This window comes from Devosia sp. Root105 (assembly GCF_001424865.1).
GTDB lineage: Bacteria > Pseudomonadota > Alphaproteobacteria > Rhizobiales > Devosiaceae > Devosia_A.
Genome location: NZ_LMCR01000017.1, coordinates 274,923 through 298,782 on the forward strand (window position 1 = coordinate 274,923; position 23,860 = coordinate 298,782).

The window sequence follows — 23,860 nt, forward strand, 5'->3', positions numbered from 1 at the left end:
ACCGACACGGTCGGCGTCTGACGCTCTGGAGACTTCCATGAAGATTGCAGTGTTGCGGGAACGCGCCGAAGGGGAGACGCGTGTCGCGGCGACGCCCGAGACGGTCACCAAGCTGATCGGGCTCGGCGCCGAAGTTGCCATCGAGGCAGGGGCGGGTGACCTCGCCCGCTTCCCCGACAAGGACTACGCCGCCGCGGGCGCCAGCGTCGGCAACGCCGCGACGACCATCAAGGGCGCCGATATCGTGCTCACCGTGCGCCGTCCGACCGCCGCCAGCCTCTCTGGTGCCGCTGCCGGCGCGCTGGTGATCGGCGCGATGGACCCCTATGGCAACGAGGCTGAGATCGCCGCGCTGGCGAAGGCCGGCGTTACCACCGTCGCCATGGAGTTCATGCCGCGCATCACCCGCGCCCAGGTGATGGATATCCTCTCGAGCCAGGCCAACCTTGCCGGCTACCAGGCGGTGATCGATGCCGCCGGCGCGTTCGATCGCGCCATGCCGATGATGATGACCGCTGCCGGTACGGTGCGCCCGGCCAAGGTGTTCGTCATGGGCGCCGGCGTTGCCGGGCTGCAGGCGATCGCTACGGCGAAGCGCCTGGGCGCAGTGGTCACCGCCACCGACGTGCGCGCCGCTGCCGGCGAGCAGGTCGAATCGCTCGGCGCCAAGTTCATCATGACCGAGGCGTTGAAGGATGCCTCGGGCACTGGCGGCTATGCGCGCGAGCTGACCAAGGACGAGCAGGCGGCGCAGGCCGAACTGGTCGCGGGTCACATCGCCAAGCAGGATATCGTCATCACCACGGCGCTGATCCCCGGCCGCCCGGCGCCCAAGTTGGTGAGCAAAGCCATGGTCGAATCGATGGCGCCGGGTTCGGTGCTGGTCGACCTTGCAGCCGAGCGCGGCGGCAATATCGAGCTGACCCAGCCGGGAAAGACCATCACCACGGCCAATGGCGCGACGATCATCGGCTTCACCAATGTCGCTGGCAGGCTCGCCACTTCGGCCAGCCAACTCTACTCGCGTAACCTCGTCTCCTTCCTCGAAACGCTGGTCGACAAGAAGGAGAAGGTGCTGGCGGTGAACTGGGACGACGAGCTGGTGAAGGCCACCGTGCTGACCCGCGATGGCGCCATCGTGCATCCCAACATCAAGTTCGACGCCGCGCCGGCTGCGGCCAAGCCCGCGGCTGCAAAGGCTGCCGAGCCGAGCAAGGGCGCAGCGCCCAAAAAGGCGGCGGCTCCCAAAGCCGAGGCAGCCCCGGCAAAGGCCGCTGCCGTGGCCAAGACCATCGGCGGCAAGGTGAAGAAGGCGGCGCCGGTCGTCGCGCCCATCGCCAAGGCTGCAGCGTCCAAGGCGGCGGCTGCGCCCAAGCAGGCTGCCGCCAAGCCGGCTGCCGCGAAAGCTGCTGCCAAGCCCGCTGCCGCCAAGGCGGCCAAACCGGCTGCTGCAAAGCCCTCGACCGCCAAGGGGAAGAAGTAAATGGAACAGACCGCTGCGCACACTGCGGATGCCATCACTGCGGCGGTCAGCGCCGCCACCGGTGGCGCCATCGACCCGTTTGTCTTCCGCCTGTCGATCTTCGTCCTCGCCATCGCGGTGGGGTACTACGTGGTGTGGAGCGTCACCCCGGCGCTGCACACGCCGCTGATGAGCGTCACCAACGCCATCTCATCGGTGATCGTGGTCGGTGCGCTGCTCGCCGTCGGCGTGCCGCTCGCCGCCGACAGCAACTGGGTATCAAAACTCTTCGGTTTCCTCGCGCTGGTGCTCGCCAGCGTCAACATCTTCGGTGGCTTCCTTGTCACCCAGCGCATGCTGGCGATGTACAAGAAGAAGGAAGCGCCGGCCGGCAAGACGGGAAAACACTGATGTTCAAGCGCCTCTTCGCCGCCATTGCGGTTTTCGCCGTCCTCGCCACGCCGGTGTTTGCCGCCGAGTTCACCGACGAGCAGCTCGAGGGGCTCGCCGCCCGTATCGAGAGCTTCGATGCGGCGATGAAGGCCAGCGACATGTCGCAGGTGATGGACGTGGTGCCGCCCAAGGTGCTCGACAAGATCGCCGCCAATTTCAACGTCACCACCGAGCAGCTGATCGAAGCGACGCAGCAGCAGATGGACCAGGTGATGAAGGACGTGGAAATCGTTTCCTTCGCCATGGACCTCGAAGCGGCCGAGTATTTCGAAACCGCTGACGGCACCCCCTATGCGCTGATCCCGACCGAGACGGTGATGGATCTGGGCGAAGCGGGCGGCAAAGTGAAGGCGACGTCGTCGACGCTTGGCCTGTTCGACGAAGAGACCTGGTACCTGGTGCGCGTCGAAGATGCGCAGCAGGTGGCGATCCTCAAGGAAGTCTACCCCGCCTTTGTCGACGTGGAGTTCCCCACCGGCAGCATGGAGCCCGTCACGGAATGATCGACGCCAGTTTCGCCGCCGTTCTCTATCTCGTCTCGGGCGTGCTGTTCATCCTGGCGCTGCGCGGGCTCTCGAGCCCGGCCTCGTCGCGGCAGGGCAATACTTTCGGCATGGTCGGCATGGGCATCGCCATCGTCACCACGCTCTTGGTGGCGGGCGTTTCCGACTGGCTGAGCTGGGTGCTGATCATCGGCGGCCTCGCCATTGGTGGCGGCATCGGTGCGGTGCTGGCGCGCAAGGTCAAGATGACCGACATGCCGCAACTGGTCGCCGCGTTCCACTCGCTGGTCGGCCTCGCGGCGGTGTTCGCCGCGGCTGCGGCGCTCTATGCGCCCGAGGCCTTCGGCATCGGCACGGTGGGGCATATCCACGCGCAGGCGCTGATCGAGATGAGCCTCGGCGTCGCCATCGGCGCCTTCACCTTCACCGGTTCGGTCATCGCCTTTGCCAAGCTCAACGGCAATATGAGCGGCAAGCCGATCATCCTGCCGTTCCGCCACATCATCCACATCGCGCTCGGCCTCTTGCTGCTGGTGCTGATCTGGGCCTTTGCGGTCACCGTTGATCCCTTGTGGTTCTGGGCCATCACCGTTGTGGCGCTGGTGCTGGGCGGGCTGATGATCATCCCGATCGGCGGCGCCGATATGCCGGTGGTCGTCTCGATGCTCAACTCCTACTCGGGCTGGGCAGCGGCGGGCATCGGCTTCACGCTGGGCAATACCGCGCTGATCATCACCGGCGCGCTGGTCGGCTCGTCCGGCGCCATCCTCAGCTACATCATGTGTAAGGCGATGAACCGCAGCTTCATCTCCGTGATCCTGGGCGGTTTCGGCGGCGACAGCGCTGCCGCCGGCGCGGGCGAAGAGGAGACGCGGCCGGTCAAGCAGGGCTCGTCCGAAGATGCGGCCTTCATGATGAAGAACGCCGGCAAGGTCATTATCGTGCCCGGTTACGGCATGGCGGTGGCGCAGGCCCAGCATGCGTTGCGCGAAATGGCGGATCTGCTCAAGGCCGAGGGCGTCGAGGTGAAATACGCCATCCACCCGGTAGCCGGCCGTATGCCGGGCCATATGAACGTACTGCTCGCCGAAGCGAACGTGCCATATGACGAGGTGTTCGAGCTCGAAGACATCAACTCCGAGTTCGCCCAGACCGATGTCGCCTTCGTCATCGGCGCCAACGATGTCACCAACCCGGCCGCCAAGACCGACAAGACCTCGCCGATTTACGGCATGCCGGTGCTGAACGTCGAAGATGCCGGCACGGTGCTGTTCATCAAGCGCGGCATGGCGGCGGGTTATGCGGGCGTGCAGAACGAGCTGTTCTTCCGCGACAACACCATGATGCTGTTCGGCGACGCCAAGAAGGTCACCGAAGATATCGTCAAGGCGCTGGGGCATTAGGCACAACTTACTTCCGCCGCCGCCGATACTGAATTAGAGTCGCCCCGAGGGCGGCTCTTTTCATTTCAGGACTTGCAAGATCAATCTCCCGGCTGCCCGTGGGGACCGTCATGGCAAGAAAACCTGCGTCGAGGCCTGCAGCCGAGCCGATCAAGCGGCAGGCGATCGTCGTCGTGCACGGCCAGGGCCAGCAGCGGCCGATGGGTACGATCCGTGATTTCGTGGCGGCGCTATGGGCGTCCAACCCGGATGTGACGCCGGATCCGCCCTACAGCAAGGACAACACCTGGATCGTCCCCGACAGCAAGAGCGGGCTCTATGAAATGCAGCGGATCACCACGCCGCCGCATGACAAGGGTCGCCGCACCGACTTCTTCGAGCTCTACTACGCTGACCTGTTGGCCGATACGCCGCTCCGGAACCTCTGGCGCTGGCTCGAGCGGCTGTTCTGGATCAGCCCGCTGCAGGTGCCCAGGCGCATGTACGGGCCGTGGCTGGCTTTCTGGTTGCTGTGCCTCGCCGCCATCGCGATGACGCTCTGGGTCATCCTCGAAATCCCGCAACTGCTGCAGGCGAACTGGCTGGCGCCGTTCCAGGACCGCAATCGGCTCGATGCACTGCTCGGGCTCGCGATCATTGCGGTCGCTGTGCTGACGCTGGTGGTGCCGAAGTTCTTTCCCGCCACGGCGCAGGCAAAATCGATCCCGCGCGGTGCCATCCTCCTCGCGTTGATCGTCGGTGTCGGCTTCATCTCCTGGCAGACGCCGGTGATCGTCGCCGCCCTGATCATGGGCGTGGTGCTCTACCTGTTCACCAACGACCTGCTGCCGCTGTTCGGCGATGCCGCCAGCTACCTGAGCGCGCAGACCGAGACGGTGCGTAGCCGCCAGGCCCTGCGGGAGCGTGGCCTGGCGCTGCTCAAGGCCCTCCACAACGATACCGATTACGACCGCATCGTGGTGGTGGCCCACTCGCTGGGGACGGTCCTCGCCTATGACCTGCTGCAACTGCTCTGGCACAGCGTCGGGCCCACCAAGGACAACCCGCCGGATGCCGACGCGGTCGCCGCCATCGAGGCGGTGGAGCGTTTCGCCAGCAAACCCGTGGCCGAATGGACGCCTGCCGATGTCGAGACCTACCAGACCCTGCAATGGGCAGCGTTCTCGGCGCTGCGGCGGCAGAAGCCGGCCGACCCTCCGCCCGAGGGCAAGCCGGCCGGCCTGTCGGGCTGGAAAGTCAGCGATTTCGTGACGCTCGGCTCGCCGCTCGCCAATGCCGAGTTCCTCGTCACCGAGGGGCTCGAGGACTTCCTGCGGATGAAGCACGAGCGGGTGCTGCCGATCTCGCCGCCCGAGCCGCGCGGCGACGCGGAAGGCTTCATCTATGAGGAGAACGGCCGGATGGTAACACACCATGCGGCAGTGTTTTCCACCGTGTGCTGGACCAACATCTACGACAAGTTCAATCCCAGCTGGTTCCTCAGCGGCGACGTCATTTCCGGCGCGGTTGCCGAGTTGTTCGGTCCGGGTATCAAGGACATCAACGTGACCATCCTCGACAGCGGCAAGCGTCGCTTCAGCCACAACCTCTACTGGGTCGACACCAGGTCGGAGCCGGCGCGCCAGGGAGGGCCGGCCGGTCCCGACGATGCCCACAAGGTCCGGGCAGAAGCGGCGGCACCGCAGATCCAGCACCTGCGCGACGCGGTCGGGATGAGCCGCAGCTAGCCGATGCTGGAAACCCTGCTGCCGTTCATTCTGACGTCGTTCGCCATCGAACTCACGCCCGGGCCGAACATGGGGTACCTCGCGGTGCTCAGCCTCGATCGGGGCCGCATCGCCGGGTTCGCCGCTGCCGCTGGCGTGGCGCTCGGCCTGCTGGTGCTCGGGCTGGTGGCCGGGCTCGGGTTCGGCGCGCTGATCAGCGAGACGCGCTGGCTCTACGAGGCGCTGCGCTGGGGTGGCGTAGCCTATCTGGTCTGGCTCGGCTGGGACAGCTATCGCGACACGCAGAAGCCGCTCGAGCCCGAGGATGTGCAGAAGAACCTGGCGGGTTATTTCGGCCGCGGCCTCGCTTCGAACCTGCTCAATCCCAAGGCTGCGGTGTTCTACATCGCGGTGCTGCCGAACTTCGTCTCCGGCACGGCGCCGGCCATCCCACAACTGCTCAGCCTGACCCTAGTGTATGTCGCAGTAGCGACGATCATTCACCTGGGGATCGTCCTGCTCGCCAGCACGCTGCAGCCGGTACTGTCGTCGGACCGGATCCGCAGTCGGGCCGGTATCGTCTTCGGCGTGACGCTGGTGCTCATCGCCATCTGGCTCGCCGTCACCACGCATCGGACCTGGAGCGTTTCACCGCTTCAATGACCGGCGGAGCGCTCCAGTTTCTCGATTCGGTCGCGCCTTCGAACCGGAAAGTCTGCAACCTTTCCTCAAAGCACCTATTGACCTCAACTTCACTTGAGGTCGTATCCAGACTGCCTTCCAGCAAAGGGCACGGCAGTTATGGATCTCACGTTCAATATCCTTCTCATCATTCATCTGGCGGCCTTCGGGCTGGCCATTACCACCACCATCGCGGCGCCGCTGATCGGCAGCCGCATCGGCGCGGCCCCGCCCGATGCCCGACCGCTGCTCGGCGGCATCGGCAAACGCCTCAGCATTAACGCCCGCATCGCCTTCGGCCTGCTGCTGCTAACCGGCATCGCCATGGTCTATGTCCGCTATGGCGGCTTCGAGGGGCAGAGCGTCTGGTTCTTCATCAAGATGGGGCTGGTGGTGGTGGTGCTGATCGCCATGATCATCGGCATCGTCGCCAAACCGGGCACCATCAGCCCGCAGGTGATGGGCTGGATCACCCGGCTCGCCATGGCCGGCATCGTCATCAGCGCGGTGATGGCGTTCAACTAGAGCATTTTGCGATTGGGCCGCACCCGAACTCTGGCCCTGGACGTACTCACCGGGTCATTCCCGCGAAAGCGGGAACCTCGGTTTTCTTGGCCGCGCCACCATCGCAAACGGAGATCCCCGCTTTCGCGGGGATGACACCGCGGGTAGGGAGTTCGATAGGCAGTTTGGCGGATGCAGGTTACCTCGGTGTGCGTTCTTGCGCCGCCGGGGTTCAGCAGCCATGTGTGGCCGGTTCAGCCAATGAGGACCGCCGTGCCGCGCACTGTCAAGATCGACCTGTTTACCGATACTGTCTGCCCGTGGTGCCTCGTTGGCTCGGCACGGCTCGACCAGGCGATCGCCGCATTGCCGGATGACGTGGTGGTCGAGGTGGAGAACCATCCGTTCTATCTCGATCCCAACACGCCCGAGGAAGGCGTGGTGGTCGCCGACATGCTGCGCGAGAAGTATGGCCGTGACCCCAAGGAGATGTGGGCGCGCGTCGAGGGCGAGGCGAAGACGTCCGGGATCGACCTCGATCTCAGCCAGCAGCCGCGCTCGTTCCCGACCCGTAAGGGCCACACGCTAGTGCGCCTCGCCAAGGCCAAGGGCACCCAGCACGCGCTGGCCAATGCCATCGCCTGGGGCTACTTCATGGATCACCAGCTGATCAATGACGACGAAGTGCTGGCCGGCATCGCCGCGCAGCACGGCTTCACCCACGCCGAGGCGCTCGACGCGGTACGCGACCCGCGCGAGCTGGCGATTACCCACGAACTGGCGGTCGCCGCGGCGCAGCAGGGCATCCAGGGCGTGCCATTCTTCGTGTTCGACAACAAGTTCGCGGTTTCCGGCTGCCAGCCGGCCGAAGTGTTCGAGCGGGCCTTCGCGTTCGCGCTCGATCCCGAGAAGATGAAGGCCGCGCAGGGCTGACATCGCTCCGCCGCCATGGCATGCCCTTTCGGCAACGGAGGGCATGAGATGCAGCGGCTGGGACGGATCGCCATCGGGGCCGGCATCGTCGCGGTGCTGGCCTATGCCATGGTGCTGGGCGCCATGTATTTCTTTCAGCGCGACTTTCAATACGACCGTGGCGGGCGGCTGCTGGCGCTGAGCGAGACCAAGCTCACCGCGGCGGAGCTGGTGAGCATCCCGAGCGCCGACGGCTCGTCCCTCACCGGTTGGTACCAGCCGCCGGCTGCCGGCAAGCCGCTGATCCTCTATTTCCGCGGCAATGCCCAGAGCTTCTCACGCGAGCACGAGCGCTTCGCGGCCTTCGTCGCCGACGGCTATGGCTTTCTCGCCTTCGACTATCGCGGCTTTCCCGGCTCGCCCGGCGAGGTGAGCGAGGCGAACATCCTCGCCGATGGCCTCGCGGCCTATGACTGGGTGGCCGACAAAGGTTTTCCGATCGTCCTCTGGGGCCGTTCGCTCGGCTCGGGGCCCGCCACCTATGTGGCGAACCTCAGGGAGGCCGATGCGCTGCTGCTGGAGACGCCGTTCGACTCCGCGGTCTCGGTTGCCGCCGACCGTTACTGGTTCCTGCCGGTCGGGCTGCTGATGGCCGACCAGTTCAGGGTGGACCAATGGATCAAGGATGTGACCGAGCCGGTCTATGTGGCGCACGGCACGGCCGATCGCACCATTGGCGTCAGCCACGGGGAGCGGGTCTATGCGCTGGCGCCGAACCAGGATGAGCTCTGGATCGAACCCGGGGCAGGACATAGCGACATGTGGGCGCGAGGACTGTGGGAGCGGGCGAAGGGGTTCTTTCAGCGGGCTGAGGCTGGGGTGCGCTAGATGCGCGGCCCGCACCGGCCCAAAATGAAAACGCCGGCCCCAAGGGACCGGCGTTTCAATTTCAGCGCTGTGCGCCGGCTCAGTACAGGGTCAGGCCCGCGAAGGCGACCGAGTAGTTGAGGCCGGTCTGGCCCTGGATCGACCACGGCTGCAGGGCGAAGCCCTTGCGCGAGCCGCCGATCAGCCAGTTGCCGCCGAGGCCGACGCCGAGCGTGGCTTCAGCCGAACCGCCGACATAGGTGCCGGCCAGCGAGCCCCTGCCGTACTTGGTATTGGAGGCCGAGAACACCAGCCAGACGATCTCGGTGCGGCCGGTGACGCCGATGTCGATGCCGAGCTTCTTGATGTTGCCCTGGTAGCGCTCGGTCTTGTAGCCGTCGCGCTTGAAGCGGCAGGTCATATCCTTGGACGAGCCGATGATGAAACCGATACCGGGATCGACGGTGCAGCTGAGTACGCCGACCTTGACCTGGGTGGCGGCCTGGGCGGCGCCGGCGGTCATGAGCATGACGGCAGCTGCAGCCGCGGCGATGAACTTCTTCATGTTGGAGTCCTCAATGTTTGACGCGTTTTATCAGAGCAGGATTGCGTTTCGTTGAAGCGCACTCCTGCTCCAAGTCCTAGTAGTCGCGAGATCGAACCGGAAAGGTCTGCAACCTTTCCTGATCTCGCTCTAGTTCGACCCAGAGTGGATCGGGAGTCTATCCGTTGCCGCCAACGGCACAAGGCCTCATCCGGTTGCGCACAACTGCACAAATATGAGCAAGTTCTGGCGGTACGTAACAAAAACGCCGCCCTTGTGAGGCGGCGTTCCTGAACCAAATCTGAACGCCTCTTACGGGCGTGCCGGACGCGCTGCCGCGGCGGGGGCGGGCAGGCCGCCTTCACGCTGGGCGCGCTTGCGAGCCAGTTTGCGGGCGCGGCGCACGGCCTCGGCCTTCTGGCGAGCCTTCTTCTCGGACGGCTTCTCGTAGTAGTTGCGAAGCTTCATCTCGCGGAAGACGCCTTCGCGCTGGAGCTTCTTCTTCAGTGCGCGCAGCGCCTGGTCAACATTGTTATCGCGAACAACTACTTGCAAGCGCAACCGCCCTTCGTAATCAGTCAGAACTGTTTGACGTACACGCCCCAAAGGAGCGCCGACCGGCTGAACCGGTCATTCGTGGGCGGCTATATAGGCCAATCGAAACGGCTTGTCCACACCGGCAAGCGTCCGAAATCGCTCATTTTGCGCGCTTTTTCAACGCAACCCGGTTGATGTGACCCATTTTCCGACCGCGGCGCGACTCGGCTTTGCCATAGGCATGCGGCTGGATGTTGGGGCCAAGCCGTTCGGGAATCGCGGTGATTTCGTCACCGATCAGGTTCTCCATCACCACGTCGGCCATGCGGCCCGGGTCGCCCAGCGGCCAGTTGACCACGGCGCGGATATGCTGCTCGAATTGGTCGGTGATGGCCACGGCCTCGGTCCAGTGCCCGGAATTGTGCACCCGCGGCGCGATCTCGTTGACGAGGAGCTTACCGCCCGGCAGCACGAAGAACTCGACCCCGAGCACGCCGACATAGTCGAGCGCGATGGCGATTTGTTGCGCGATCTCGACCGCCTTCTTCGCAGTCTTTGAACTGATGTCGGCGGGCACCGTGCTGGTCTTGAGGATATGGTCGCGATGGACATTTTCGGCGGGGTCGAACGCCGCGACTTCGCCGAGCGCGTTGCGCGCCACCACTACCGAGATTTCCTTTTCGAAGGCGATGAAGCCTTCAAGCACCAGCGGCCTGGGCGACAGCAACTCCCAGGCGAGGGCGGCGTCTTCCATATTGTGGACGATGCGCTGGCCCTTGCCGTCATAGCCGAGCCGGGTGGTCTTCAGCACAGCAGGGGTGCCGATCTCTTCGAGCTCGGCCTCGAGCCGGTCGAGGTCGGCGATCGCCGCGAACGGCGCCACCGGGATGCGGTTGATGGTGAGGAAGGCCTTTTCGGCCAGCCGGTCCTGCGACACGGCCAGCGCAGTGGCGCCAGGGCGCAGCGGCTTCAAATTGGCGAGGAAGGCAGCGGTTTTCGCCGGGACGTTCTCGAACTCGTAGGTGACCACGTCGACGCCGGCGGCAAACGCGGCGAGCGCGGCTTCATCGTCATAGGCGGCGACGGTTTTCAGCGGCGTCACGTCGAAAGCCGGGCTTTCTGGATCCGGGCAATAGATATGGGTCTTCATCCCCAGCCGGGCGGCGGCGAGCGCCAGCATGCGGCCGAGCTGGCCGCCGCCGAGGATACCGATGGTGCTGCCCTGCGGCAGCGGCGTGGCGTCAGACATCGTCGGATGGAAACTCGGGGATGGAAGCGGTCTGGTCGGCGCGGAAATCGTCGAGCGCCGAAGCGATTTCAGGGTCGGAGAGCGCGAGGATAGCGGCGGCCAGCAGCGCGGCGTTGATGGCGCCGGCGCGGCCGATGGCGAGGGTCCCCACCGGAATGCCGGGCGGCATCTGGACGATCGAGAGCAGGCTATCTTCACCGCCGAGCGCCGCGGTCTGCGCCGGCACGCCGAGCACGGGCAGGGGGGTCAGCGCGGCCACCATGCCGGGCAGATGCGCGGCGCCGCCGGCCGAGGCGATGATCACCTGAAAGCCCTCGGCTTTGGCGCCCCTGGCGAATTCATACATCCGGTCGGGCGTGCGATGCGCCGAGATGATGCGCGCTTCGTAGTCGATCTTCAGCGCGTCGAGCGTCTCGGCGGCATGACGCAGGTTCGGCCAGTCGGACTGGCTGCCCATGATGATGGCGACGGGTGGCGAGGTCGGCACTTAGGTCCCCCGGAAGGCGCGGCTCATGCCTAGTTTGTCGCGCAGTCGAACCGCAAAAGTCTGCAACTTTTGCTGACTACGCTCGCGACGTTTGTCGCGCAGTCGAACCGCAAAAGTCTGCAACTTTTGCTGACTACGCTCGCGACGTTTGTCGCGCAGTCGAATCGCAAAAGTCTGCAACTTTTGCTGACTACGCTCCGTGGTTTTCACCCTTAGGGAAGAGCCCCGCCGAGCGCAAGCGGCTAGCCCTTGTCCTTTGTGGTCAGGCAGCGGTCGGCGGCCGGTCCAGTGCGCAGGCCAGCGCATCGAGCGCGGTGCGATCGGCCAGTTCGATCGAGCCCTCCGGCAGCCCGAGGATGCGGTCGATGACGGTGCCCAGATATTCCATCTTGTCGAGCAGGCGCTGCGACAGCCGCTCGAAATGCAGCCGGTCGCGGGTCTGGTAGAGCTCGACGATCAACTCCCGGTTCGAGGTCATCAGGTGCATGATGGTCTCGGCGGCGCTTTCCGGATCCGGCGTATCGAAGGTCTGCTCGGCAACGCCTTCGACAATGATGCGCGTCAGGATCGGCCGCACCACTTCGGTGACAGCGCGCTGGGTGCGCTCGAACAGCTGCAGGTTCTCGGCCCGGAACATCGGTTCGAACGTGGCGCGCAGTTCCGCCGCGGTCTCGGTCTTATGGCGGCGCATGGTGCCGAGGAAACCGGCGAGCTTGGAGAACGCATCGAGCGTTGGGTCGGAGAGTTCGGCTTCGGTCAGCGCTGCGGTCTGGCGCGCATAGCGGCAGGCGAGGGCCTCGACCAGGTCCTCTTTCGATTCGAAATGGTGGTAAAATGCCCCCTTCGAGACGCCGACGTCGGCGATGATCTGACTGACCGAGGTCGAGTCATAGCCATTGCGGGCGAACAATCGCTGCGCCGCATCAAGAATTTCGTCGCGCCGCGCCGGGGCGCTCTTCACAATTCGAGGAAACGGCATTCCGCCCTCCCAAGGACAGTCGCACGCGTCAATATCATGGACCGACCAGCGGTCGGTCAGCTGTGTAGCACGCTGCGTGATGAATGTGGAGCGCGGCGCGCCGACGCAGGCAGGTCTTTGATGCCGGCGCTCGGACGGGAAGCGGCTGCTTGGCTTCCGGAGGCGCCCTGCCGTCAGGCGATGATGTCGGGCAGCAGGATGTTCTCGAGCTGCACGATCCGATCCTTCAGGGTGAGCTTGCGCTTCTTCATGCGCTGAATCAGCATCTGGTCGGAGTAGCCGGACGATGAGAGGGTGTGAATGGCGGCGTCGAGGTCGGCATGTTCCTGGCGTTTTGCAGCCAGTTCCAGACCCAGCGCGGCTTCTTGTTCCTTGGTGAGCGGCAGCATCGCAGCGGTTGACGAGGTCCCTCAGCGAGGCGAAATGCCCGTGCGAAAAGGGTTAGCCGATCGGTCGGAGATTTGCACCTGATTTTGCACCAGCGGCGATGTGTTGCAGTCTTGCACATCGACAGCGCGTGAAATTTTTGTGACGATCACTGCGTCGAAAAGCTGGAGAGGAGTTGTCATGACGACTGAAGGCCACGTCGAATCGCTCGAGCGGCGTCACCGGGAATTGGACCGGAAGATCGAGGATGAAATGAGCCACCCCAGCCACGATGACTTGTACGTCGCGGCACTGAAGCGGAAGAAACTGGAGATCAAGGACGAGCTGACGCGAATGCTCAGCGAGGCCTGAGGAAACAAACAGAATCCCATGCAGTTGTGAGGGCCACGGCAAGCGCCGCGGCCTTTTTTCATGGGCGGCGTTTGGAGCGCGGGGCCACCCCACCCAGCTGCGCTGCGCTACGCTGCCGCCGGTGGCTGTGGACCCCCACCCTTGATCCCTCCCCGCAAGGGGGAGGGAGACGACAGCCCCGATATCAGTGTGAGGGTCTCCCTCCCCCTTGCGGGGAGGGATCAAGGGTGGGGGTCCACAACCACCGGCGCTCCGGGGTGGACGCTCACCTGAAATCGTTGATCTCGAACCAGTAGCCGTTGGGGTCCTCTACGAACACAGCGCGCATGCCGTCGGGGCGGGTGTTCACTGCGCCCGGGTTGCCCTGCATGTCGGAGAACGGCGTGCCCAGCGCCCGCAGATGCTTGAGCACTGCCTCGAAATCTGGAGCGGAGAGCGCGAAGTGCGTGCGCTTTTCCACATGGGTGCGGCTGATGTCGCCCGCCTGGATATGGAAGCGCTGGCTGTTGCCGAACTCGAACCAGCGGATATGGGTGCCGCCCATCGGGTCGGGCACTTCGCGGATCTGCAGCACCTCGGTGAGGAATTTCGCCGTCTCGTCGAGGTCGCGAACCAGCAGCGCGATATGGTCGAGGCGATAGTCGATGCTCATGTTCTTGCTCTTGTTGCACCCTGGAGGTCAGGAAAAGCCCGTCTCGCGAAGGCGGGGATCACAGGCCCTTCCGATTCGAAAACGCGACCAAGTCAAAGACTGAGAGCATCTCACCGAAATGGTGGGATGCGTTAGGCAGCGGCGCTGGTGAAGAACACCCCGACGGCGCCATCATAGATCAGCTTCAGCGACAGCAGGAACACCAACCAATACGTAAGCTGGTAAAACCGCTTCACTGAAATTCGCCGCACCAGCCAGACGCCGATGATCACCCCGGCAATGGCGAGTGGGGCGAGTATCGCGGCCCGTTCCAGATTGGCGACGTTGAGCTGGCCGAGGAAGAAGTACGGCACGAGCTTGGCGGTGTTGACGATGGCGAAGAAGAAGGCAGTGGTGCCTGAAAAGATCACCGGCGTCAGCTTCTGCGGCAGCACATAGATCTGGAAGGGCGGCCCACCGGTGTGGCTGATGAAGCTGGTGAAGCCGGCCGCGCCGCCCCAGAACATGCCCCAGGGTTTTGACGGCGGCAGCCCCTCGAGCTTCTTGCGCAGCGGCAGCAGCGCATCGAGGATGAACAGCAGCGTCAGGATACCGACGAACAGCAGCACCACGGCGTCGGAGACAAAGCTCCACAGCACCCAGCCGACAACGGTCCCCACGAAGGCGCCGGGCAGCATGATCTTGAGGATGCGCCAGTCGGCATCCTTGCGGTAGGTCCAGACGGCAATGGCGTCCATGACCAGCAGCAGGAGCAGCATCATCCCCGCGGCGTCGCGCGCCGGCATCACCAGGCTGAGGAGTGGCACCCCGACCAGCCCGAGACTCCCTACCAGCCCGGATTTGCTCAGGGCGACAATGAAGACCGCGAGGACTGCGACGGTCCAGAAATAGAGATCGGGCATGGGGAAAGGGGGCGACCGGTGGGAAGACAGACAGGCGCTACTCGGAGGCCCGCGGCGCCTTGTTGTCAATATCGCCTTCAGCAGAATGCCCCGGTTCCGGCTGTTGTTCTCGATCCGCCTTCATCACCGCATCGAGCATTTCGGTGGAGCGGCGGACAAAGCCGATATAGGCGGCCTGGTCGTGCCGCACGGCGTAGCTTTCGTGCAGCATGCGGGTGTCGTGCTGCTCGAACGCCTCGGCCACCCGGTGGGCCTCCGCCTTGTCGCGACCGAGCGCCAGCAGCGCGTCCTCGCCCAGCTTGATGGCGGCGCGGAAGGTCTCGCGCTCGATCACCTGTACGCCGAGCGCCATCAGGTCGTGGGCATGCGAGCGGTCGACGGCACGGGCGGCGACGATGACGTCGGGATAGTTGCGGCGGATCAGCTCGGCGATGCCGAGGATGCGCTCACCGCCGGCCACGGCGATGACGATCATCCTGGCCTTGTCGGCGCCTGCGGCGCGCAGAATCTCGAGGCGCCCGCCATCGCCATAGAACACCTTGACGCCGAAGCGCTTGACTAGCTCGATCTGCGCCGGATCGTCGTCGATCAGCGTCATTTCGAAGCCCTGGGCGCGCAGCAGCCGCGTGACGATCTGGCCGAAGCGGCCATAGCCGAGGACGATCACCCGGTCATGCGGGTTGGGCACGTCGGGACCTGGCGGCAGCTCGGTTTCGTCGCCGCCATTGCGGTTGAGGCGCGGCGCCCAGAGCCGGTCGTAGAGGAAGATCAGGAACGGCGTCGTCGCCATCGAGAGCGCCACCACCACGGTCAAGAGTTCGACCTCCGGACCCGAGAGGTTCCCGGCGGTACGGGCGAACTGTAGGATGACGAAGGCGAACTCGCCAGCCTGGCTGAGCAGCACCGCCAGCAGCACCCGCTCGGCGACGTGCATCTTAAAGAAGGTGGCGAGGACGAACAGCACCAGCATCTTGAGGCTGATCAGCGCCACCACCAGCGCCAGCACCAGCAGCGGGTTCTCGATCACCACGCTGAAGGCGATCGACATGCCCACGGTGATGAAGAACAGCCCGAGCAGCAGGCCCTTGAACGGCTGCAGGTTGCTCTCGAGCTCGTGCCGGTACTCGCTGTCGGCCAAGAGCACGCCGCCGAAGAACGCGCCCAGCGCCGGCGACAGCCCGAAGCTTTCGGTGACCAGCGCGGCGCCGATCACCAGCGCCAGCGCGAAGGCGGTAAACGCCTCGGGCACGCGGGTGCGCGCCAGCCAGCTCATCAGCGGCCGGATGACGAAGCGCGAGCCGAGCAGCGCCGCGGCAAAGGCGCCGACCACCACCAGGGCGATCCACCAGTCGATCGGGTTGTCGACTGCTTCGATCACATTCTCGCCGATCGCCTCGATGGGCGAGCCGCCCATGGCGGTGAGCAGCGGGATGATGGCGAGGATGGGGATTACCGCCACGTCCTGCACCAGGAGGATCGCCAGCGAGGCGCGGCCGGTGTCGGTCTTGGTGATGTTGCGCTGGTCGACCGACTGCATGGCGATGGCGGTGGAACTCATCGCCAGCGCCAGGCCCACCACCACGGCATCGGCCCAGACGAAGCCGATCAGCCGGGCCAGGATCGCGACGACGACGGTGGTCGCCGCCATCTGGGTCAGGCCGAGGCCGAACACCTTGTTGCGCATGCGCCAGAGTTCGCTGCCATCGACCTCGAGGCCGATCAGGAACAGCATCATGACGATGCCGAATTCGGCAATCTGGTGAATGAGGTCGGTGTCGGAGACCAGCGCCAGCCCATAGGGGCCGATCAGCACACCGGCGGCGAGGTAGCCGAGGATGGTGCCGAGCCCGGCCCACTTGAACAGCGGGACGAGCAACACCGTTGCGGCAAGGAGAACGAAAATCGCGAGCAGCAGGTTTATTTCCATCTCTGCTGCCCGCGCCTTAGCTCTTACTCTTCGGAATCGCCCTTCAGCGACTTCAGCTTGGCGAACACCGAGTCGGCGTCCAGCTCTTCCTCGCGCTCGGGGCGGCGTTCGGTATGCTCGTCGTCCTCGGCATGGTCCATGCCGGCACGGCCATGGGCGCCAGCCAGCGCTTCCTCTGCGGTCAGCAGCATGGTGCCCTGTTCGGCGATATCGCCCGGGGCAGCGCCCTTCGAGGCACGGCTCACTTCCAGATCGAGGTCGATCTGGCTGGCAAGACCGAGCGTCACCGGGTCCATCGGGGTGATGTTGGCATTGTTCCAGTGGGTGCCCTCACGCACCGCGTCGATGGTCGACTTGGTGGTGCCGACGAGGCGCATGATCTGCGCGTCCTTCATCTCGGGGTGGTTGCGCAGCAGCCACTTGATGGCGTTCGGGCGCTCGTTGCGGCGCGAGATCGGCGTGTAGCGCGGACCTTTGCGCTTGGGCGCGGCGACGCGGACCTTGGGGTCCGAGATCTTCATGCGGTAGTTCGGGTCGGCCTCGGCCTTCTCGATCTCCTCGCGGGTCAACTGGCCGTTCTGCAACGGGTTGACGCCCATGATGCCGCTGGCCACGTCGCCGTCGGCGACGCCCTGCACTTCAAGCGGGTGCAACCCGCAAAAGGCGGCGATCTGCTCGAACGAGAGCGCGGTGTTGTCGACCAGCCAGACGGCGGTTGCCTTGGGCATCAGTAGGGGCGTGGCCATGATAAATCTCTCCTTGAGGCGCGGCCGGGTTCTTCCGGTCCGCCCCGCCTCGTGGTTCATCCTGAGGGGGAATAATGCGCCTATATACCCGCGGGTTCAGGCCGATTCAATCGGATTGTCGCTATCATCAGCAGTCTCGCCCCATGGCGTGACGAGGATCAGCTTGCCGTAATTGCCGGGTTGCTCCAGTTCGACATGACCACGCGCAGCCTCGGCGAGCGGCACAGCCCGGATCCGCGGGCGGACCATGCGGCCATCGGCCAGCGCCGGCCAGGCCGATTTTGCGAGGCTCCGGGCGATCGCCGCCTTCACCTCGCGGCTCTGTGGCCTGAGGGTCGAGCCCGAGAGGGTCAGCTGCTTCATCAGGATCAGGCTGGCATTGATCTCGGATTTCGGACCGGCCAGCGTCGAGACGATGACGATATGGCCGAAGCGGGCCGCGGCGCGGATGTTCTTTTCCAGCGCATCGCCGCCGACGATATCGACGATGCGGTCGGCGCCTTTGCCGCCGGTGATCGACAGCGTCCGGGCGACGAAATCCTCGTTCGAGCGGTCGATGGTCTCGATGGCGCCGAGCGCGCGGGCATAGGCCGCCTTCTCAGGGTCCGAAACGATGGCGATCGGGTGGGCGCCGTGCAGCCGGGCGATCTGGATGGCGGCCCCACCAATACCACCGGCGGCGCCGTGGATCAGCACCTGCATGCCGGCGGTGACACCTGCCCGCATCACCAGCGTCTGCTCGATGGTGAAGAAGGTCTCGGGCAGGGCGGCGCCAGCGAGCATCGACCAGCCGGTGGGAACCGGCAGCACCTGCCCGGATGGGACCGCGACATATTCGGCATAGCCGCCGCCATGGGTCAGCGCCACCACCTGGTCGCCGAGCGACCAGCCGCGCACGCCCCGGCCGATGGCCGCGATCTCACCGCCGACTTCGAGGCCGGGCAGGGGTGAGGCATCGGGCGGTGGGTTGTAGGTGCCGCGGCGCTGGCCGAGATCGGGCGCATTGAGACCAGCGGCCGCAACACGGATTAGCACTTCGCCGGGGCCCGGTTGCGGCACCGGCAAGCGCACCGGCTGCAGTACCTCGGGGCCACCGAACTGGGTGATGGAGATCGCGGTCATTTCGGCGGGGATCGGCATGAGCATAGCTAGGACCATGCGGCGCACGCTGGCAATCGGCTAATCGTCCGGGGGACGTCGGAGGTGACGCCCCGGGGGGACGTCGCAGTCGACGCTCCGGGGACGTCAGAGGCGACACCCTGGGGACGTCGAGTTGACGCCCTGGGGGAGTCAGGGTTGCACGCTCCGGCAGGAGGGCTAAAATTCGGAAAACCCAAGCCGGGAGAAGATCATGTTCGACGACGACGCAGTCAAAAAACCGAGGGGACACGAGGTCGGCATGCTGATCGACACGATGTCGGTCGAGGAGCTCGAGGAGCGGATCGGTCTGTTGAAGGCCGAGATCGCTCGCCTGGAGCAGGCGATCGCGGCGCGCAACAAGACCCGCTCAGAGGCGGAATCGCTGTTCAAACTGTGAGGCGCCGCCGGGCACCGCGCTGGTGACGGAATGGCAAGGTTAAGAAAGCGAGTCTCGTTAACCTCAAATTAACACATCGCCGTTAACTTAAATCCTATCCAGTTCTCTGGATTTTGCAGAGTGGTTTCTCCCTCTGTTTGACGCCTCCCTGTTAACTTTCGAGAGCCGTTTCGACGGCTCTTTTCTTTTGTCCGGTTCCCATTGGCGCGTTAAGCCAACGGCAAGGGAGGCGGGCGCACAACGGGGTATCCGGCAGCAGGGGCCGGTCGCAATTTTCCGTTACCCGGGCAGCAACGCGTGGACGACAGCAGGCAGAAGCAGAAGCCGGTGGCCATCGGGCCGCGCATCGTCGCGTCGGGTGGGTTCGACATGCTCTATCGCGAGGGCATGGTGCTGATCGAGGAGGTCGCCTCCTATCTCGATGGCGATGGCCGCGCCGAGAGCCGCGGCCTGCCGCGCGAAGCCTCGTTCCTCTACGCTTCCGAGAGCATGCGCCTTACCACCAGGCTGATGCAGCTCGCCTCATGGCTGCTGCTGCAGCGCGCCGTGAACGAAGGCGAACTCACCGCCGAGAACGCCCGCACCGAAAAGGAGAAGGTCCGCTTCTCCGCCACCCCGAGCGATCGCGGCGGCCCGGGCTATGGCGAGCTGCCGCAGCGGCTCCTGGAGTTCATCGCCAAGGGCGACCGGCTGTTCGACCGGGTGCAGCAGTTCGACAAGCTCGAGCGCGGCGGCGTGCCGGAATATGCCCCGAGCGCCGAAGGCGGCATTGCCGACCAGCTGGCGCGTCTCAAGGCAGCGTTTGGCCGGTTGAAGGAATAGGGCGCCAGCCCTTACCATCGGTCGATCTGACCGAGGTGGGATAATGACCGAGACATTGACGGGTGGGTGCCTCTGCGGCGCCGTTCGTTACACCTACCAGGGTGAGGTCGGCGCCGCTGGCTATTGCCACTGCGAGGATTGCCGCCGGGTCTCGGGCAGTGCCTTCGGCGTCAGCGTGCGGGTCGCTGCCGCTGGCTTCAGCGTCAGCAAGGGGATGCCCAGGAGCTTCGTCAAACAGGGTGACAGCGGCCGGCCGGTGGCGCGCTGCTTCTGCGGCGATTGCGGCTCGCCGCTCTACACTTTGCCGCCGCTCCACCCTGAGGTGGTGTTCATCAAGGCCGGCAGCCTCGATGATCCCAGCGTCGTCAAACCCAACCGCCAGGCCTGGACGCGCTCACGCGTCGATTGGGCTGAGATCGATCCGTCGATCACGGCGTATGAGACGAACCGGGTTTGAGGGCAAATTGGCGGCGATCGCACCGGTCCGGTGATGCCCCACCGGCGTCATCTACGCGAAGGCGCCACGCTACGGTGGTGCCCACCCACCGGCTGTCATCCTTGCGAAAGCAGGAACCCATCTATCCGGATGCGCGGGCTGCGAGTCGGGTCCCTGCTTTCGCAGGGATGACATCGAGTTTGAGGCACTGCCTGGTGGTGAGTTGCGCCGGTGGGGCGTCCGCCCAAGCCGTTGATATTACTCCAAGCAACAAAAAGCCCGGCGCAAATGGCCGGGCTTTTGTAGTCGTCGGTGCCGTCAGGCTTAGAAGCCGAGGCCCTTGAACTTGTCCTTGAAGCGGGTGACGCGGCCACCGCGGTCCATCAGGTTGCCCTGCACGCCAGTCCAGGCCGGGTGCGTGGTCGGGTCGATGTCGAGCTGCAGCGTGTCGCCTTCCTTGCCGTAGGTCGAACGGGTCTGGTAGGTCGTGCCGTTGGTCATCGCCACGGTGATCATGTGGTAGTCGGGATGGATGTCGTTCTTCATGGCGCTGCCTCAAATCAAACGGGCGCCACGGCGCCCGGACGAAACGATTGATACGGATTGGCCGGGTTCATAGAGAAAATCCGACACCAGCGCAAGGGGAAGCCGCGTGTTGTCGCGGGGCTGGCAATTCGGTTGCGGCGCGCGCGCTGCCTGCCTATATCGAGGGCACTTTGAAAAGCACCACGCGCAGCACCACCGGAGCGGCCCCGACCGGCAGGCTCGGCAGCAAGGGCGAGGCCCTGAAGACCGGCCAGCGGGACATCAAGCCGATCCGCCGGCTGATGCCGTTCGTGCTGCGCTATCCGTGGCGCCTGACCTTCACCATCGGTTTCCTGCTGGTCTCGACCCTGTCGTCGCTGGTGATCCCGGCGCTGGCCGGCAAGATCATCGACAAGGGCTTCGTCGAGCAGAACCTGTCGATGGTCGGCCAGTACGGCATGATCGCCATCGGCGTGGCGCTGGTGATGGCGCTGGCAAGCGCCGGGCGCTTCTACTTCATTTCGGTGCTCGGCGAGCGCGTGCTCACGGACCTGCGCCGCAAGGTGTTCGATCACCTGTTGACCCTCGATTCGGCGTTCTTCGACCTGCACCGGGTAGGCGAGCTCACCTCGCGGCTCAACGGCGACGTGGCGACGATCCGCGGCGCCATCGGCACCAGCCTGTCGATCATGCTGCGCGGCGCGGTGACGCTGATCGGCGCGGTGACGCTGATGTTCCTCACCAGCCCCTACCTGGCGCTCACCATCGTCATCGTCGGGCCGGCGATCCTGATCCCGGTGATGCTCTACGCCCGGCGGCTGCGGCGGATGTCGCGTCGCACCCAGGATGCGCTGGCCGACATGTCGGCGATGGCGACCGAGGCGCTGGGCGCCAGCAAGACCATCAAGAGCTTCGTGCAGGAGCCGGAGCAGTCACGGCTCTACGGCTCGCGTGCCGAGGAATCGTTCGAGGCTGAAGTCAGCCGCGTGGGCGCGCGCGCCGCACTGCTCGGTGGGCTGCTGTTCCTTTCCACTTCGGCGCTGGTGGTACTGGTCTGGTGGGGCGCCAACGCGGTGTTCACCGGCGTCGTCACTGTCGGCGAGCTGGCCCAGTTCATGATCTACGCGCTGATGGCCAGCAATGCGCTGACCAACCTCTCCGAGATCATGGGCCTGTTGCACACGGTTTCGGGCGCCACCGAACGGCTGGTCGAGATCCTCGACACCGAGCCGGCAATCAAGCCGCCGGCAAACCCGCAGGCCCTGCCGGTGCCGCCGCTGGGCACTGTCGCTTTCGACGATGTCGACTTCGCCTACGAGACCCGCGACAGCGAAGCGGTGATCTCCAGCATGAGCTTCGCGATCGCACATGGCGAGACGGTGGCGCTGGTCGGCGCCTCAGGGGCCGGCAAGTCGACGCTGTTCGCACTGGTGCAGCGCTTCTACGATGTCACCGCCGGGCGCATCCTGGTCGACGGCATCGATGTGCGTGACGTCGAACCCGAGCAGCTCCGCCGCCGCTTCGCCTATGTCGAGCAGGAGCCGACGATCTTTGCCGGCACCATCGCCGACAACATCCGCTTCGGCCGGCCGGAAGCGACGTTCGCCGAGATCGAGGCGGCCGCCAAGGCGGCACTGGTGCACGACTATGTCGCCGAGCTCAGCAACGGCTACGATTCGATCGTGGGTGAGCGCGGGGTGATGCTGTCGGGCGGCCAGAAGCAGCGGCTGGCGATCGCGCGGGCCTTGCTCAAGGACGCGCCGATCCTGTTGCTGGACGAGGCGACGTCAGCGCTCGATGCCGAGAGCGAGCGGCTGGTGCAGCTGGCGCTGGAGCGTCTGATGACTGGCCGCACGACGCTGGTGATCGCCCACCGCCTCGCCACCATCCGCGACGCCGACCGCATCCTGGTGCTGGAAAAGGGTCGCCTGATCGACCAGGGCACGCACGACCAGCTGGTGCGCAAAGGTGGCAAATACGCCGAACTGGCCAAGCTGCAGTTCCGCGCCGAGCTGCAGCGCGAAGTGGCGGAATAACCAGATTTGGTGGGCAGGGGGAGAATTTGCACTCCCACAGCTCAAGCGGGGCGTTTACAGCGCCTTGGGCTCACTCATGCCCAGCCTGCCCTTGGTATATCGATAGGCAGGCATGGAGGGAGTCCCTGTTGCGCAACGCTTCGGACCTCGCCCAAAGCTAAGGCGGCGCTTATGCTCGAAGCGGCCGGTGCTGTCAATCGACGCTATTCGGTGAGCTTGAACGCGATGCGGCCGAGTCGTCAGCCGCCTTGGCGCGGCAGCGTGTTGCGATTGGCGGCGCGCAACTGGCCGGGCGCGATGTTGCGGACCCGCTTGAAGGCCTTGGCGAAGGCGAACTCATTCTCATAGCCCACGCGCGGCGCCACGGCGGCGATACGGTGTCCCTGCTCGAGCAGGCGTGCCGCGACCGTCATCCGCCAGCGGGTGACATAGCTGAGCGGCGCTTCGCCAACCGCCTCGGCAAAGCGGCGGGCGAACACGGCGCGTGACAGCTTTGCCCTGGTGGCCAGCGTGGCGACGGTCCAGGGGTGCGCCGGATCATCGTGGATGGCGCGCAATGCCGGCGCCACCTGCGGATTCTGCAGCGCACCGAACCAGGTGGACGACTGCGAGCGGCGCTGCTCTTCGAGCCAGGTGCGAAGCGTGTAGACGAAGATCAGGTCGACCAGCCGGTCGACGACCATCGCCGTACCCGAGCCCCGGCTTTCCGCTTCAGCGGCGAGGAGCGAAATGGCGGCCTCAAGACCGGTCCCGTGGGTCTGCTTGCCGGTGAGGTGGACGAGGCTGGGCAGGCCGCGCAGCAGGGGATTGGTCCCTGCAGCGGAGAAGGAATAGGAGCCGCAGAGCAGCACGGTGGCTTCGCCGTCAGTGCCATCAGGGAATTCGATCGCCTCGCCCGGAGCGAGGCCGGCCAGCAGGCTCTCGAACTCGACGGCAGGCGTTTGTGGGGTATCACCCAGCGTGTGGCCGGAGCCGTGCGGGAACAGCACGATGTCGCCGGGGCCCAAGGCGACCGGGGTGTCACTGCCATCGACGCGGGCCCAGCAGTGGCCGCGGACCACCACATGGAAACCGGCCCGGTGGCTGGTTTGTCCGGCATGCAGGGCCCACGGCGCGCGCAACTCGTTGCGTGAGGAGAGGACGCTGCCCAGCTGCACCGCATCCAGCACCTCGCTCAGCACATCGGCACGCGAATCGAGACGTTCGAACATGATATCGAGTGTTTCACCCATCGAAGAGATCGGTTGAGAGC

Annotated in this window: 27 protein-coding genes; 14 read left to right on the forward strand and 13 right to left on the reverse strand. The window is 65.2% G+C overall.

Going from position 1 to position 23,860, the window contains the following annotated elements; translation table 11 throughout:
• Positions 1-37: 37 nt before the first annotated feature.
• From ASC68_RS19790 to ASC68_RS19830, 9 genes are all read left to right on the forward strand, one after another.
• Positions 38-1,483: a Re/Si-specific NAD(P)(+) transhydrogenase subunit alpha gene (locus ASC68_RS19790; RefSeq protein ID WP_055883041.1), complete on the forward strand. Its 1,446-nt coding sequence runs from the start codon at positions 38-40 to the stop codon at positions 1,481-1,483.
• Positions 1,484-1,873, forward strand: a complete 390-nt coding sequence (locus ASC68_RS19795) for an NAD(P) transhydrogenase subunit alpha (protein ID WP_055883043.1) — start codon at positions 1,484-1,486, stop codon at positions 1,871-1,873. It begins immediately after the preceding gene.
• A complete protein-coding gene (locus ASC68_RS19800) occupies positions 1,873-2,418 on the forward strand; it encodes a hypothetical protein (RefSeq protein WP_055883045.1) in 546 nt (181 codons plus the stop codon). The genes ASC68_RS19795 and ASC68_RS19800 overlap by 1 nt, the downstream gene beginning before the upstream one ends.
• Positions 2,418-3,821 (forward strand): NAD(P)(+) transhydrogenase (Re/Si-specific) subunit beta, encoded by a 1,404-nt coding sequence (locus tag ASC68_RS19805; protein ID WP_055883324.1) that lies wholly within the window; start codon positions 2,418-2,420, stop codon positions 3,819-3,821. The genes ASC68_RS19800 and ASC68_RS19805 overlap by 1 nt, the downstream gene beginning before the upstream one ends.
• A 110-nt stretch (positions 3,822-3,931) precedes the next feature.
• Positions 3,932-5,548 (forward strand): hypothetical protein, encoded by a 1,617-nt coding sequence (locus ASC68_RS19810; RefSeq protein WP_055883046.1) that lies wholly within the window; start codon positions 3,932-3,934, stop codon positions 5,546-5,548.
• A 3-nt stretch (positions 5,549-5,551) separates the two neighbouring features.
• The gene (locus ASC68_RS19815) at positions 5,552-6,190 is read left to right on the forward strand and encodes a LysE family translocator (protein ID WP_055883055.1); all 639 of its coding nucleotides are present in this window, start codon (positions 5,552-5,554) and stop codon (positions 6,188-6,190) included.
• Between the two features lie 138 nt (positions 6,191-6,328).
• A complete protein-coding gene (locus ASC68_RS19820) occupies positions 6,329-6,733 on the forward strand; it encodes a hypothetical protein (protein WP_055883057.1) in 405 nt (134 codons plus the stop codon).
• 252 nt (positions 6,734-6,985) lie between these two features.
• The gene (locus tag ASC68_RS19825) at positions 6,986-7,645 is read left to right on the forward strand and encodes a DsbA family oxidoreductase (protein WP_055883059.1); all 660 of its coding nucleotides are present in this window, start codon (positions 6,986-6,988) and stop codon (positions 7,643-7,645) included.
• 48 nt (positions 7,646-7,693) lie between these two features.
• Entirely contained in the window at positions 7,694-8,512 is an 819-nt protein-coding gene (locus ASC68_RS19830) for an alpha/beta hydrolase (RefSeq protein ID WP_055883061.1), read from the forward strand.
• Between the two features lie 79 nt (positions 8,513-8,591).
• On the opposite strand, the gene ASC68_RS19835 is transcribed toward ASC68_RS19830, so the two are convergent.
• From ASC68_RS19835 to ASC68_RS19860, 6 genes are all read right to left on the reverse strand, one after another.
• The gene (locus tag ASC68_RS19835; RefSeq protein ID WP_055883064.1) at positions 8,592-9,056 is read right to left on the reverse strand and encodes a DUF992 domain-containing protein; all 465 of its coding nucleotides are present in this window, start codon (positions 9,054-9,056) and stop codon (positions 8,592-8,594) included.
• Positions 9,057-9,347: 291 nt separating this feature from the next.
• Positions 9,348-9,590 (reverse strand): 30S ribosomal protein S21, encoded by a 243-nt coding sequence (gene rpsU, locus ASC68_RS19840; RefSeq protein ID WP_055046207.1) that lies wholly within the window; start codon positions 9,588-9,590, stop codon positions 9,348-9,350.
• A 142-nt stretch (positions 9,591-9,732) separates the two neighbouring features.
• Positions 9,733-10,821, reverse strand: coding sequence for a 5-(carboxyamino)imidazole ribonucleotide synthase (locus tag ASC68_RS19845; RefSeq protein WP_055883066.1), 1,089 nt, complete (start codon positions 10,819-10,821; stop codon positions 9,733-9,735).
• Positions 10,814-11,278, reverse strand: a complete 465-nt coding sequence (gene purE, locus ASC68_RS19850; RefSeq protein ID WP_055883325.1) for a 5-(carboxyamino)imidazole ribonucleotide mutase — start codon at positions 11,276-11,278, stop codon at positions 10,814-10,816. Before purE ends, ASC68_RS19845 begins: the two co-directional genes overlap by 8 nt.
• Before the next feature lie 292 nt (positions 11,279-11,570).
• Complete coding sequence (locus ASC68_RS19855) at positions 11,571-12,287, reverse strand: TetR/AcrR family transcriptional regulator (RefSeq protein WP_082528311.1); 717 nt, start codon at positions 12,285-12,287, stop codon at positions 11,571-11,573.
• 173 nt (positions 12,288-12,460) lie between these two features.
• Positions 12,461-12,676, reverse strand: coding sequence for a DUF465 domain-containing protein (locus tag ASC68_RS19860; RefSeq protein ID WP_055883069.1), 216 nt, complete (start codon positions 12,674-12,676; stop codon positions 12,461-12,463).
• 178 nt (positions 12,677-12,854) lie between these two features.
• On the opposite strand from ASC68_RS19860, the gene ASC68_RS28420 reads away from it, so the two are divergent.
• A complete protein-coding gene (locus ASC68_RS28420; protein WP_069909386.1) occupies positions 12,855-13,025 on the forward strand; it encodes a YdcH family protein in 171 nt (56 codons plus the stop codon).
• Between the two features lie 265 nt (positions 13,026-13,290).
• Here the strand turns inward: ASC68_RS28420 and ASC68_RS19865 are convergent, their stop codons facing one another.
• The 5 genes from ASC68_RS19865 to ASC68_RS19885 all read right to left on the reverse strand — a co-directional run bounded on the left by ASC68_RS19865 (position 13,291) and on the right by ASC68_RS19885 (position 18,398).
• Entirely contained in the window at positions 13,291-13,677 is a 387-nt protein-coding gene (locus tag ASC68_RS19865; RefSeq protein WP_055883071.1) for a VOC family protein, read from the reverse strand.
• A gap of 131 nt (positions 13,678-13,808) precedes the next feature.
• The gene (locus ASC68_RS19870) at positions 13,809-14,579 is read right to left on the reverse strand and encodes a sulfite exporter TauE/SafE family protein (RefSeq protein ID WP_055883073.1); all 771 of its coding nucleotides are present in this window, start codon (positions 14,577-14,579) and stop codon (positions 13,809-13,811) included.
• Positions 14,580-14,616: 37 nt separating this feature from the next.
• Positions 14,617-16,506, reverse strand: a complete 1,890-nt coding sequence (locus ASC68_RS19875) for a monovalent cation:proton antiporter-2 (CPA2) family protein (RefSeq protein ID WP_055883075.1) — start codon at positions 16,504-16,506, stop codon at positions 14,617-14,619.
• A gap of 23 nt (positions 16,507-16,529) precedes the next feature.
• The gene (locus ASC68_RS19880; protein ID WP_055883077.1) at positions 16,530-17,252 is read right to left on the reverse strand and encodes a cell cycle transcriptional regulator TrcR; all 723 of its coding nucleotides are present in this window, start codon (positions 17,250-17,252) and stop codon (positions 16,530-16,532) included.
• A 96-nt stretch (positions 17,253-17,348) separates the two neighbouring features.
• A complete protein-coding gene (locus ASC68_RS19885) occupies positions 17,349-18,398 on the reverse strand; it encodes an NAD(P)H-quinone oxidoreductase (protein WP_197421313.1) in 1,050 nt (349 codons plus the stop codon).
• Between the two features lie 205 nt (positions 18,399-18,603).
• Here ASC68_RS19885 and ASC68_RS19890 point away from each other — a divergent pair, with 205 nt between their 5' ends.
• The 3 genes from ASC68_RS19890 to ASC68_RS19900 all read left to right on the forward strand — a co-directional run bounded on the left by ASC68_RS19890 (position 18,604) and on the right by ASC68_RS19900 (position 20,068).
• Positions 18,604-18,789, forward strand: coding sequence for a DUF1192 domain-containing protein (locus ASC68_RS19890; protein WP_055883079.1), 186 nt, complete (start codon positions 18,604-18,606; stop codon positions 18,787-18,789).
• 297 nt (positions 18,790-19,086) lie between these two features.
• On the forward strand, positions 19,087-19,611 hold the full coding sequence (locus tag ASC68_RS19895; protein WP_082528312.1) for a DUF1465 family protein: 525 nt from the start codon (positions 19,087-19,089) through the stop codon (positions 19,609-19,611).
• Positions 19,612-19,654: 43 nt separating this feature from the next.
• Positions 19,655-20,068: a GFA family protein gene (locus ASC68_RS19900; RefSeq protein WP_055883081.1), complete on the forward strand. Its 414-nt coding sequence runs from the start codon at positions 19,655-19,657 to the stop codon at positions 20,066-20,068.
• A 303-nt stretch (positions 20,069-20,371) separates the two neighbouring features.
• On the opposite strand, the gene rpmE is transcribed toward ASC68_RS19900, so the two are convergent.
• Complete coding sequence (rpmE, locus tag ASC68_RS19905) at positions 20,372-20,593, reverse strand: 50S ribosomal protein L31 (RefSeq protein ID WP_055046196.1); 222 nt, start codon at positions 20,591-20,593, stop codon at positions 20,372-20,374.
• Positions 20,594-20,763: 170 nt separating this feature from the next.
• Between rpmE and ASC68_RS19910 the strand changes: the two genes are divergently transcribed.
• The gene (locus tag ASC68_RS19910) at positions 20,764-22,608 is read left to right on the forward strand and encodes an ABC transporter transmembrane domain-containing protein (RefSeq protein ID WP_248310572.1); all 1,845 of its coding nucleotides are present in this window, start codon (positions 20,764-20,766) and stop codon (positions 22,606-22,608) included.
• 239 nt (positions 22,609-22,847) lie between these two features.
• On the opposite strand, the gene ASC68_RS19915 is transcribed toward ASC68_RS19910, so the two are convergent.
• A complete protein-coding gene (locus ASC68_RS19915) occupies positions 22,848-23,840 on the reverse strand; it encodes an AraC family transcriptional regulator (RefSeq protein ID WP_055883084.1) in 993 nt (330 codons plus the stop codon).
• Positions 23,841-23,860: the final 20 nt, after the last annotated feature.